This window comes from Streptomyces bambusae (assembly GCF_019400985.1).
Taxonomy (GTDB): Bacteria; Actinomycetota; Actinomycetes; order Streptomycetales; family Streptomycetaceae; genus Streptomyces; species Streptomyces bambusae_A.
The window spans coordinates 1-12,015 of record NZ_WTFF01000231.1 but is presented as its reverse complement, the minus strand read 5'-3'; the positions used below and the strand labels follow the sequence as shown (position 1 = coordinate 12,015).

The window sequence follows — 12,015 nt, the reverse complement described above, 5'->3', positions numbered from 1 at the left end:
GTCCCGGCCCTGGCCCGGGTAGGTCCCGGCTGCCGCGTCCCGGCCCGGGCCCGCGGCCGTCCCGCCGCCCCCACCGGCTTCCCCCCTCGCCCCGGCCCCCGGTGACGGGCCCGTCATCGGGGGGCCTCGTATTCCGGGGTCAGGAGGTCGGCGATGTCCAGGACGTGGTGGCCGCGCATCGAGGGGAGGCAGCTGCCGCGGACCGGGCCGATGGCCGAGGCCCAGGCCTCCGGGACGGCCCGTACGCCCGACAGGGCACCGGCCAGGGCGCCCGCGACCGCGGCCGTGGTGTCGGCGTCGCGGCCCATGTTGACCGCGGTCAGCACGGAGTCGGCGAAATCGCCCCCGGCGGCCGCGAACGCGCCGAAGGCCAGGCCGACGGCCTCGGGCGCCAAGTCGGTCCACGGGTAGCCGCCGATCACGACGGCGGAGCGCACCGCGCGCTCCCCGCGCGGCGCCGCCGTGACCGCCCGCCGCAGGGAGCGGGCCGTCCAGGAGTCGGACGGGATCACGGACAGCGCCGCCGAGACCACCGAGGCCGGGCTGCCGCCCGCCATCGCCGCCGCGACGCCCGCGGCGACGGCCTGGCCGCCGTAGATCCCCTCGCCGTCGTGGCTGACCGAGCCGTCGATCGCGACCAGCCGGGCCGCCTCGGCGGGGCGGCCGGCCGCGAACACCCCGAACGGGGCCGCCCGCATCGCCAGCCCGTCCGACCACGCGTGCCGGTGCTGCGCGGAGATGGGCGCCGCCAGGCCCCGGCGCAGGTTCTCCAGCGTGCCGCGCTCGGAGAAGCCGGCCCCGCGGAACGGTCCCTCGTCCAGGTCGGCGATCCAGTGGTGCCAGGCCCGCTCCACGTGGGAGACGGTGAGTGCCGAGCCGTGCCGGGCCAGCAACAGGCCCGAGAAGATGGCGTACTCGGTGTCGTCCGTACCGGCCGGGTCGTCGGAGACGAAGCCCTCGATCCGGCCCCAGCGTGCCCGGATCTGCGACGGCTTCATGTTCTCCGCCGGGGCGCCCAGCGCGTCGCCCACCGCGAGTCCCAGAAGAGCGCCCCGGGCCCGTTCGAGGAGGACCTGCGGATTGCATGCAATCAGCTCCATGGCGGCGCCTCTCCACTTGGTGGGACCCGGTCGTGAGCCCATGGGGGATTTGTGCCACGGAGAGGGGTTCGTCGCCAGGCGCGAAACACCCGCCGCGATCCCCCGTCACCCGGTCGCCGAGGCACAAAACCCCAGGTAAGTACGGCCTTCCTTGCTGGCGGGCGACGGAAATCGTGCGTAGTTTCGAGGTGTTGGAGGCGGAGGGTGCCCGCATGCATCCGGTCGTACGCCAGGGGAGAGCACAAGGGGAGAACTCCGGCATGTCCATCATCGACGTCGAGGCGCCGCTGCACGGGGCCCACCGCGACAACCACACCCACCGGGACGTCAACGGCGGGTGGCTGCGCCCGGCCGTCTTCGGCGCGATGGACGGGCTCGTCTCCAACCTCGCGCTGATGACCGGCGTGGCCGGCGGCGCGGCCGCCCCACAGACCGTGGTCATCGCGGGCCTGGCCGGTCTCGCGGCGGGCGCCTTCTCCATGGCGGCCGGCGAGTACACCTCCGTGGCCTCGCAGCGCGAGCTGGTCCTGGCGGAGCTCGACGTGGAGCGCCAGCAGCTGCGCAAGCACCCGGTGGACGAGATGGAGGAGCTCGCCGAGCTGTACGTCTCGCGCGGTGTGACCCCGGCCCTGGCCCGCGAGGTCGCCATGCAGCTGTCGCGCGACCCCGACCAGGCGCTGGAGATCCACGCCCGCGAGGAGCTCGGGATCGACCCGGACGACCTGCCGTCGCCGATGGTGGCAGCCGTGTCCTCGTTCGGCTCGTTCGCACTGGGCGCGCTGCTGCCCGTCCTGCCGTACCTGCTGGGGGCGACCGTCCTGTGGCCGGCCGTGGCCCTGGCGCTGCTCGGGCTGTTCCTGTGCGGCGCGGTCGTCGCCCGGGTGACGGCGCGGTCGTGGTGGTACAGCGGGCTGCGCCAGCTGGCCCTGGGTGGCGCGGCCGCCGGTGTGACGTACATCCTGGGAACCTGGATCGGTACCGCCGTAGGCTGAACGCCCCAGGAGTGAGACACTATGCAGCGCTCCACATAAGTAGTGGATTACCCGGCGGTTTCGATTCCGTGTCCGCCGGGCATGACACCCCTGCGCCCGGGCAATGAAGCCTGCTTGCGCCCCGGACCTCCGCCCGCACCTTTCGCCTGCGAAGGTCCCCTTTTCGCCTCGTGCAGTGTCCGCATGCTGAAACGCGATATCCGGTTCCCGGGATTGCGGTCATCATGTAACCTGCACGAAATTTCAAGCAGAGGGCCAACGTCGTCCCTCGGCACTGCACATGCCACGACGACGACGGGAGAGCCGATGCGTTCCGCATCCACGCACTCCGCGACCGGCCCGAGCAGCACCGCCTGGTCGCCCATGGACGGTCGCCCTGCCCAGCAGGGCATGTACGACCCGCGCAACGAGAAGGACGCCTGCGGCGTCGGCTTCGTGGCGAACCTCACCGGCGAGGCCAGCCACACTCTCGTCGAGCAGGCCCTGACCGTCCTGCGGAACCTCGAGCACCGCGGCGCCACCGGCTCCGAGCCGGACTCGGGCGACGGTGCGGGCATCCTGTCCCAGGTGCCGGACGCCTTCCTGCGCGAGGTGGCCGGCTTCGAGCTCCCCGAGGCCGGCGCGTACGCGGTCGGCATCGCCTTCCTCCCCGCCGACGGCACCGCACAGGCCGTCGCCGTGGAGCAGATCGAGGCCATCGCGGCCGAGGAGGGCCTCACCGTCCTCGGCTGGCGCGAGGTCCCCGTCACCCCGGACCTGCTCGGCAACGGCGCCCGCGCCACCATGCCGGCCTTCCGCCAGCTCTTCGTGACCGACGGCACCGGCACCGGCACCGCCGCCAGCACCAGCACCGCCGCCAGCACCGGCATCGCGCTGGACCGCAAGGCCTTCGTCCTGCGCAAGCGCGCCGAGCGCGAGGCGGCCACGTACTTCCCGTCGCTGTCCGCCCGGACCATCGTCTACAAGGGCATGCTGACCACCGGGCAGCTGGAGCCCTTCTTCCCGGACCTCTCCGACCGCCGCTTCGCCTCCGCGATCGCCCTGGTCCACTCGCGGTTCTCCACCAACACCTTCCCCAGCTGGCCGCTGGCCCACCCGTACCGCTTCGTCGCCCACAACGGCGAGATCAACACGGTCAAGGGCAACCGCAACTGGATGACGGCCCGCGAGTCCATGCTCGCCTCGAACGCCTTCGGCGAGGGCGCGCTGGACCGGATCTTCCCGATCTGCACCCCGGACGCCTCCGACTCCGCCTCCTTCGACGAGGTCCTGGAGCTCCTGCACCTCGGCGGCCGCAGCCTGCCGCACAGCGTGCTGATGATGATCCCCGAGGCGTGGGAGAACCACACCTCCATGGACCCGGCCCGCCGCGCCTTCTACCAGTACCACTCCACGATGATGGAGCCCTGGGACGGCCCGGCCTGCGTCACCTTCACCGACGGCACCCAGGTCGGCGCGGTCCTCGACCGCAACGGCCTGCGCCCCGGCCGCTACTGGGTCACCGACGACGGCCTGGTCGTCCTCGGCTCCGAGGTCGGCGTCCTCGACATCGACCCGGCCAGGGTCGTCCGCAAGGGCCGCCTCCAGCCCGGCAGGATGTTCCTCGTCGACACCGCCCGGAAGCGGATCGTCGAGGACGACGAGATCAAGGCCGAGCTCGCGGCCGCCGCCCCGTACGCGGACTGGCTGGAGGCCGGCGAGATCGAGCTGACCGACCTGCCCGAGCGCGAGCACATCGTGCACACGCACGCCTCGGTCACCCGCCGCCAGCAGACCTTCGGCTACACCGAGGAGGAGCTGCGCGTCATCCTCGCGCCGATGGCCCGCACCGCCGCCGAGCCGATCGGCTCCATGGGCACGGACTCGCCGATCGCGGCCCTGTCCGAGCGCCCGCGGCTGCTCTTCGACTACTTCACCCAGCTGTTCGCGCAGGTCACCAACCCGCCGCTGGACGCCATCCGCGAGGAGCTCGTCACCTCGCTCGTGTCCTCCCTGGGCCCCGAGGGCAACCTGCTGGAGCCGACCGCCGCGTCGTGCCGCAGCGTCACCCTGCCCTTCCCGGTGATCGACAACGACGAGCTGGCCAAGCTCATCCACATCAACGCCGACGGCGACATGCCCGGCATGGCGGCCGCCACCCTCTCGGGCCTGTACCGGGTCTCGGGCGGCGGCGAGGCGCTGGCCGCGCGCCTGGACGAGATCTGCGCCGAGGCCGACGCCGCCATCGACAGCGGCGCCCGCCTGATCGTCCTGTCCGACCGCCACTCGGACGCCGAGCACGCGCCGATCCCCTCGCTGCTGCTCACCTCCGCCGTCCACCACCACCTCATCCGCACCAAGCAGCGCACCCAGGTGGGCCTGCTGGTCGAGGCCGGCGACGTCCGCGAGGTCCACCACGTCGCGCTGCTCATCGGCTACGGCGCGGCCGCGGTCAACCCGTACCTGGCCATGGAGTCGGTCGAGGACCTGCTGCGCGCCGGCACCTTCATCGAGGGCATCGAGCCCGAGCAGGCCATCAAGAACCTGATCTACGCCCTCGGCAAGGGCGTGCTGAAGGTCATGTCCAAGATGGGCATCTCCACCGTCGCCTCCTACCGCGGCGCCCAGGTCTTCGAGGCCGTCGGCCTCGACGACGCGTTCGTCGAGAAGTACTTCAACGGCACCGCCACCAAGATCGGTGGCGCCGGCCTCGACGTCGTCGCCCAGGAGGTGGCCGCCCGCCACGCCAAGGCCTACCCGGCCTCCGGCATCGCCCCGGCGCACCGCGCGCTGGAGATCGGCGGCGAGTACCAGTGGCGCCGCGAGGGCGAGCCGCACCTGTTCGACCCGGAGACGGTCTTCCGCCTCCAGCACGCCACCCGCAACCGCCGGTACGACATCTTCAAGAAGTACACGGACCGGGTCAACGAGCAGTCCGAGCGCCTGATGACGCTGCGCGGCCTGTTCGGCTTCACCTCCGACCGCCCGTCGATCCCCGTCGACGAGGTCGAGCCGGTCTCCGAGATCGTCAAGCGCTTCTCCACCGGCGCCATGTCGTACGGCTCCATCTCCAAGGAGGCGCACGAGACCCTCGCCATCGCCATGAACCAGCTGGGCGGCAAGTCCAACACCGGCGAGGGCGGCGAGGACCCCGACCGCCTGTACGACCCGGCCCGCCGGTCCGCCATCAAGCAGGTCGCCTCCGGCCGCTTCGGCGTCACCAGCGAGTACCTGGTCAACGCGGACGACATCCAGATCAAGATGGCCCAGGGCGCCAAGCCCGGCGAGGGCGGCCAGCTGCCCGGCCACAAGGTCTACCCGTGGGTCGCCAGGACCCGGCACTCGACCCCTGGCGTCGGCCTGATCTCCCCGCCGCCGCACCACGACATCTACTCCATCGAGGACCTGGCCCAGCTGATCCACGACCTCAAGAACGCCAACCCGGCCGCGCGCATCCACGTGAAGCTCGTGTCCGAGGTCGGCGTCGGCACGGTCGCCGCGGGTGTCTCCAAGGCGCACGCGGACGTGGTCCTGATCTCCGGCCACGACGGCGGTACGGGCGCCTCCCCGCTGACCTCGCTCAAGCACGCGGGCGGCCCCTGGGAGCTCGGCCTGGCCGAGACCCAGCAGACCCTGCTGCTCAACGGCCTGCGCGACCGGATCGTCGTCCAGACCGACGGCCAGCTCAAGACCGGACGCGACGTGGTCATCGCCGCGCTGCTGGGCGCCGAGGAGTTCGGTTTCGCGACCGCGCCGCTCGTCGTCTCCGGCTGCGTCATGATGCGCGTCTGCCACCTGGACACCTGCCCGGTCGGCATCGCCACCCAGAACCCGGTGCTGCGCGAGCGCTTCTCCGGCAAGGCCGAGTTCGTCGTCAACTTCTTCGAGTTCATCGCCGAAGAGGTCCGCGAGCTCCTCGCCGAGCTGGGCTTCCGCACCCTCCAGGAGGCCGTCGGCCACGCGGAGCTGCTCGACACCACGCGGGCCGTCAGCCACTGGAAGGCGCAGGGCCTCGACCTGGCCCCGCTGTTCCACGTGCCCGAGCTGCCCGAGGGCGCGGTGCGCCACGCCCTCGTCGCGCAGGACCACGGCCTGGAGAAGGCGCTCGACAACGAGCTCATCGAGCTCGCCGCCGACGCGCTGGCCGCCGCGACCGCCGAGGAGGCCCGGCCGGTCCGCGCCCAGGTCGCGATCCGCAACATCAACCGGACCGTGGGCACCATGCTCGGCCACGAGGTCACCAAGAAGTTCGGCGGCGCGGGCCTGCCCGCGGACACCATCGACCTCACCTTCACCGGCTCTGCCGGCCAGTCCTTTGGTGCCTTCCTGCCGGCGGGCGTCACGCTCCGGCTGGAGGGCGACGCCAACGACTACGTCGGCAAGGGCCTCTCCGGCGGCCGGGTCGTGGTCCGCCCGGACCGCGGCGCCGACCACCTGGCCGAGTACTCGGTCATCGCGGGCAACACCATCGGCTACGGCGCGACCGGCGGCGAGATGTTCCTGCGCGGCCGCACCGGCGAGCGCTTCTGCGTCCGCAACTCCGGCGCCCTGGTCGTCTCGGAGGGCGTGGGCGACCACGGCTGCGAGTACATGACCGGCGGCAACGCGGTGGTCCTCGGCGAGACCGGGCGCAACTTCGCGGCCGGCATGTCGGGCGGCGTCGCGTACGTCGTCGACCTGGACAAGGACAACGTCAATGCGGGCAACCTGAACGCCGTGGAGACGCTGTCCGACGAGGACAAGCAGTGGCTGCACGACGTGGTGCGCCGCCACCAGGAGGAGACCGGCTCGACGGTGGCCGCCAAGCTCCTCGCCGACTGGTCCGTCGCGGCGGACCGATTCAGCAAGATCATCCCGACCACGTACAAGGCAGTGCTCGCCGCCAAGGACGCCGCTGAGCGGGCCGGACTCTCCGAGTCCGAGACCACCGAGAAGATGATGGAGGCGGCGACCCATGGCTGACCCGAAGGGCTTCCTCACCACCCCCCGGCAGACCGCCTGCTCCCGTCCGGTCGCGGAGCGGCTGACGGACTGGAACGAGGTCTACGTCCCCGGCTCCCTCCTGCCGGTCATCAGCAAGCAGGCCGGACGCTGCATGGACTGCGGCATCCCGTTCTGCCACAACGGCTGCCCGCTGGGGAACCTGATCCCCGAGTGGAACGACTACGCCTACCGCGAGGACTGGAGCGCGGCCTCCGAGCGCCTCCACGCCACGAACAACTTCCCGGAGTTCACGGGCCGGCTGTGCCCCGCTCCCTGTGAGTCGGCGTGCGTGCTCGGCATCAACCAGCCGGCCGTCACGATCAAGAACGTCGAGGTCTCGATCATCGACCGGGCCTGGGACAACGGCGGCGTGCGGCCGCAGGCCCCCGAGCGCCTGTCGGGCAAGACCGTCGCCGTCATCGGCTCGGGCCCCTCCGGTCTGGCCGCCGCCCAGCAGCTGACCCGGGCCGGCCACACCGTGGTCGTGTACGAGCGCGCCGACCGCATCGGCGGCCTGCTGCGCTACGGCATCCCCGAGTTCAAGATGGAGAAGGTGCACATCAACCGCCGCATCGAGCAGATGCGCGCGGAGGGCACCAAGTTCCGCACGGGCATCGAGGTCGGCCGCGACATCACCGCCACCGACCTGCGCAAGCGCTTCGACGCGGTGGTGGTCGCCGCCGGCGCCACGATCTCCCGCGACCTGCCGGTCCCGGGCCGTGAGCTGAACGGCGTCCACTTCGCGATGGAGTACCTGCCGCTGGCCAACAAGGTCCAGGAGGGCGACTTCGTGGCCCCGCCCATCACGGCCGAGGGCAAGCACGTCGTCGTCATCGGCGGCGGCGACACCGGCGCCGACTGCGTCGGCACCGCCCACCGCCAGGGCGCCCTCTCCGTCACCCAGCTGGAGATCATGCCCCGCCCGAACGACGAGCGGGACGCGGTCACCCAGCCCTGGCCGACCTTCCCGATGCTGTACAAGGTCACCTCGGCGCACGAGGAGGGCGGCGAGCGGGTCTACTCCGTCTCCACCACCCACTTCGAGGGCGACGAGGACGGCAACGTCCAGGCACTGCACCTGGTCGAGGTCGAGTTCGTGGACGGCAAGCTGACCCAGAAGCCGGGCACGGAGCGCTCCATCCCGGCCCAGCTGGTCACCCTCGCCATGGGCTTCACCGGCACCGACCGCGGCAACGGCCTGGTGGAGCAGTTCGGCCTGGACCTCGACGAGCGCGGCAACATCGCCCGCGACGCGTCGTACGCGACCAACGTCGACGGCGTCTACGTCGCCGGCGACGCGGGCCGCGGCCAGTCCCTGATCGTCTGGGCCATCGCCGAGGGCCGCTCGGCGGCCCGAGGCGTGGACCGCTACCTGACCGGCACGAGCACCCTCCCCTACCCGGTCAAGCCGACGGACCGCGCACTGGCCGTCTGATTTCTCCACGCCGTGCTCGCACCGCTCGGCCGCGGGCGGCCTCCCGGCCACGCCGCGGAGCGGCTCATGTCGCGGCGCCCGGCTGCGCCGGCCTCCGGCCGTCGGCGTGCGGCTGAGGCATCGTGCAACACCCCCGGTCCGCCGGGACCCCTCATGCGGTCCGTACAACGGCGTACGGAACCTTCACACGGCGCCCGTCTTGTCCCCGACCAGGGAGGCGGGCGCCGTGGCGTGTGCGCGGCCGGCACACACGCGCGAGGGCCCCACCGGGTGCTTGCGCATCCTCGACCAGTACACCCGCCTCCAGGCCGACCCTGAAGCATGGGCCGACTACGTGGCCGAGATGAGCGAGTGGGACGGCACCGCAGGAGACGGACTCGGCTCCGACTCCTGGGAGGCTGCTAAGTGAGCCGTCTCGCCCGTCCCTGGCAGGTCTGGTACGCCGACAGTCCGGTCATCGGCAGCGAGCAGGCAGGCCGCCGCCCCGTTCTGGTCGTCGCCTCCCCCATGCACGTAGCATTCCCCATCCCGATGACGATCGTCGTCCCCCTCACGACCAAGACGCGGGGCCTGGACCACCACGTCCCCATCACGTCGAAGGAGTCCGGGCTGGACCGGCCCTCCTGGGCGCGCACCGAGGACATCCGCGCCATCAGCGAGCAGCGCCTGACCGGCCGCGCCCCGATCGGCGTCATCACCGACAAGGAGAAGGCGGAGGTCCGCAAGTACCTGCGCCTCATGCTCGACATCTGAACCTGACTCACACTGCCACAGCCCTCCCGCTCGACTTGCGGGAGGGCTGTGGCCGTCTCGGGCGTCGGCGGCGGGTCCCGGACACCGGCACATGGCTCCCGTGGCCCGGCACGCGTCACCCGCCCCCGGCGGGGAGGTTCAGACCTCCCGGGCCGGCTCGTCGTCGTTGCCGCGGCGTAGGGTGCGCAGGCCGCGGGACGGGGTCCAGGTGCGCAGGACGAGTTCCTCGCCGTCGATGCCCGTGTGGACGACCTCCGTCAGTTCCGCGCGGAAGAGGTGGAAGGGGTGCGGGCTGTCGGTCTCCTCCGCGTAGCGGTGGAGCTCCGGCGGCTCGACGATCTCGACGGCGCGGCCCGAGATCCGCGCGTCCCCGAGCGGCATCGTCTCGCCCTCGCCCGGGTTGGAGTGCAGCGCGAAGCGCGGGTCGCGCCGCAGGTCCCTCGCCTTCATCGAGCCCGACATCATGCCCAGCCACAGCTCGCCGCCGCGGATGTCGACGTTCAGGCCGGTCACCCGCGGGGAGCCGTCCTTGCGCAGCGTGGCGAGCACGTGGTGGGGCTGGGCGGCGAAGCGGTCGCGGACGGTCTTGGCGAAGGCCGGCTCGGCGGCCTCGAACGCCGCCCAGTTCGTTGTCGTCATCCCGCCATCAAACCGCCTTTCGCCGCCTCACGCCCGGACGATGCCCAGCCGACGCGCCGCTTCCAGCCAGGCCGGGAACTCCCCGACCAGCCGGTCGTACAGCTCCGCGTCGCAGACCCGGCGCGGCTCCGGGCCGGCGTGGAAGTAGCCGGCGTTGTCGACCACCCGCCGCCCGGGCACGGGCAGTTCGTCGAGCCGGCGCAGGAAGTCGAACTGGTTGCTGCGCGTGTTGCCGAAACCGACGAACTGCCAGAACAGCGGCAGCCGGGCCGCCTTGCACAGCCACATCTCGGCGGCCCGCTTGTCGATCGGCCCGCCGTCCGTCTGGAAGACCACCAGGGCCGGGAGCGTGCTGCCGGAGTCCAGGTAGTGGTCGATGACCGCGTCCATCGCCAGGTGGTAGGCGGTCTTCCCCATGTGCCCCAGGCTCGCGGCGATCTTCGCAACCCGGCCCTCGTGGCCGTCGAGCGGGATCTCCGTGACCGCGTCGACCTCGGTGGAGAAGAAGACCACCGGGATCCGGCCGTCGCCGTCGAGGTGCGCGGACAGCCCCAGCACCCGGTCCGCCAGCGCCTGCACGCTGCCGTCGGCGTAGTACGGGCGCATGGAGCCGGAGTAGTCCAGGACCAGGTAGACCGCGGCCCGGCCGCCGGCCAGCCCGTGCCGGCCCAGGGAGTCCCCGGCGCTCTTGTAGAGGTTCACCAGGCCCGGAGCGGCCCGCTGCACCGCCCGCAGGTCGATCGCACTGCCCGTCATGGGCCCGAGCGTACGGCAGCCGGGCCGGGCCGCGGCGCGCGATCGTCAACATCTGTGCTCGGCGCTCGGACGCGTCCTCGGACGTCGTACGTCGTACGTCGTACGTCACCGGCGCCGAGTTCACCGTCGACGGAGGGGTGATGGCCTGCTGGCGGTTACTGCTGCCTGGAGACGGCGGCTGCCTGATGATGTGGCCATGACCGACACCTCCCACGCCCGCCGCGCGCGGTCCTTCGACGCCGCCGCCGCACAGTACGGCGCCCACCGCCCCTCCTACCCGCCCGCGCTGTTCGACGCCCTGGAGGACCTGGCCGGCCGGCCGTTGCGCGGGGCGCGGGTGGCCGACGTAGGGGCGGGGACGGGCATCGCGACCGGGCTGCTGCACGAGCGCGGGGCGCGCGTGGTGGCCGTCGAGCCCGGGGACGGGATGGCCGCCGAGTTCCGCCGCACCCGCCCCGGCGTGCCGCTCGTCCGCGGCGACGGGGACCGGCTGCCGCTGGCGGGCGGCACCTTCGACCTGCTGACCTACGCACAGGCCTGGCACTGGACCGACCCGGCCCGGTCCGTCCCGGAGGCCCGCCGCGTGCTGCGCCCCGGCGGGGCGCTCGCGATGTGGTGGAACGACATGGACACCGACGTGCCCTGGATCGCCGGGCAGGAGGCGCGGCTGAAGGCCTTCTTCCAGGTCACCGAGGACACCCAGGACACCCAGGACACCCAGGGCACCTTCCGGCTGCTGCCCGCGGGGCTGGAGTTCACCACCCGGCGCCTGCGCTGGTCCCGCCGCGTGTCCCTCGACGCCCACCTCGCCAACCTCACCACCCACTCCGCCTTCCTGACCCTGGGAGCCGCCGGCACGGCCGAGTTCCTCGCGCAGGAGCGCCAGGCGCTGCGGCCGCTGTTCCCCGACGGGACCGTCGAGGAGGCCTACGTGGTCTCGCTCGCCGTGGCCGTGCTGCCCGGGACGACGCCGCAGCGGTAGCCCGCCAGCACGTCGGCCCGGCACTGCGCCGGCGAACCCCACGCGTCGCGCAGCGGCCGGGCCTTGCGCAGCCACAGGGACAGGTCCAGCTCCTGCGTGTAGCCGATCGCGCCGTGCAGCTGGAGCGCGGTCAGCGCCGCCCGGTACGCCGCCTCGCCCGCCGCCAGCTTGGCCGCCGCCACATCGCCGTCGGCCATCGTCACGGCCGCCCCGAACACCAGCGGCCGGGCGAACTCCAGGGCCAGCAGGGTGTCCGCCAGCCGGTGCTTGACCGCCTGGAAGCCGCCGACCGGCACCCCGAACTGGGTGCGCCGGCCGACGTACTCCACCGTGCGCGCCAGCAGCGCCTCGCCCACCCCCAGCGCCTGGGCCGCCGTCAGCAGCCGGGCCCAGCGC

The 12,015-nt window shown here is 72.6% G+C and carries 10 protein-coding genes; 6 read left to right on the top strand and 4 right to left on the bottom strand.

What is annotated here, in order from left to right; genetic code table 11:
- Nucleotides 1-113: 113 nt before the first annotated feature.
- Complete coding sequence (locus tag GPJ59_RS26080; protein ID WP_219670140.1) at nt 114-1,100, bottom strand: ADP-ribosylglycohydrolase family protein; 987 nt, start codon at nt 1,098-1,100, stop codon at nt 114-116.
- A 260-nt stretch (nt 1,101-1,360) separates the two neighbouring features.
- Between GPJ59_RS26080 and GPJ59_RS26075 the strand changes: the two genes are divergently transcribed.
- From GPJ59_RS26075 to GPJ59_RS26060, 5 genes are all read left to right on the top strand, one after another.
- Entirely contained in the window at nt 1,361-2,092 is a 732-nt protein-coding gene (locus GPJ59_RS26075) for a VIT1/CCC1 transporter family protein (RefSeq protein ID WP_219670139.1), read from the top strand.
- Between the two features lie 363 nt (nt 2,093-2,455).
- Nucleotides 2,456-7,033 carry a glutamate synthase large subunit gene (gene gltB, locus GPJ59_RS26070; RefSeq protein ID WP_258024923.1) on the top strand — a complete coding sequence of 1,526 codons (4,578 nt, stop codon included), beginning with the start codon at nt 2,456-2,458 and terminating at the stop codon, nt 7,031-7,033.
- Nucleotides 7,026-8,489: a glutamate synthase subunit beta gene (locus GPJ59_RS26065; RefSeq protein ID WP_219670137.1), complete on the top strand. Its 1,464-nt coding sequence runs from the start codon at nt 7,026-7,028 to the stop codon at nt 8,487-8,489. Before gltB ends, GPJ59_RS26065 begins: the two co-directional genes overlap by 8 nt.
- 274 nt (nt 8,490-8,763) lie before the next feature.
- Complete coding sequence (locus GPJ59_RS37795) at nt 8,764-8,898, top strand: hypothetical protein (protein WP_258024922.1); 135 nt, start codon at nt 8,764-8,766, stop codon at nt 8,896-8,898.
- Complete coding sequence (locus tag GPJ59_RS26060) at nt 8,895-9,242, top strand: type II toxin-antitoxin system PemK/MazF family toxin (RefSeq protein WP_219670136.1); 348 nt, start codon at nt 8,895-8,897, stop codon at nt 9,240-9,242. The genes GPJ59_RS37795 and GPJ59_RS26060 overlap by 4 nt, the downstream gene beginning before the upstream one ends.
- 138 nt (nt 9,243-9,380) lie before the next feature.
- Here GPJ59_RS26060 and GPJ59_RS26055 read toward each other — a convergent pair whose 3' ends face one another.
- Both GPJ59_RS26055 and GPJ59_RS26050 read right to left on the bottom strand, forming a co-directional pair.
- Nucleotides 9,381-9,881 carry a pyridoxamine 5'-phosphate oxidase family protein gene (locus GPJ59_RS26055; protein WP_219670135.1) on the bottom strand — a complete coding sequence of 167 codons (501 nt, stop codon included), beginning with the start codon at nt 9,879-9,881 and terminating at the stop codon, nt 9,381-9,383.
- Between the two features lie 27 nt (nt 9,882-9,908).
- Nucleotides 9,909-10,637: a VWA domain-containing protein gene (locus GPJ59_RS26050; protein ID WP_219670134.1), complete on the bottom strand. Its 729-nt coding sequence runs from the start codon at nt 10,635-10,637 to the stop codon at nt 9,909-9,911.
- Between the two features lie 196 nt (nt 10,638-10,833).
- Here GPJ59_RS26050 and GPJ59_RS26045 point away from each other — a divergent pair, with 196 nt between their 5' ends.
- Complete coding sequence (locus tag GPJ59_RS26045; RefSeq protein ID WP_219670133.1) at nt 10,834-11,619, top strand: class I SAM-dependent methyltransferase; 786 nt, start codon at nt 10,834-10,836, stop codon at nt 11,617-11,619.
- On the opposite strand, the gene GPJ59_RS26040 is transcribed toward GPJ59_RS26045, so the two are convergent.
- Nucleotides 11,565-12,015 (bottom strand): acyl-CoA dehydrogenase family protein (locus GPJ59_RS26040; RefSeq protein WP_258024921.1); only part of this gene is annotated, 451 nt, incomplete at its 5' end. The two genes, GPJ59_RS26045 and GPJ59_RS26040, sit on opposite strands and share 55 nt — an antisense overlap.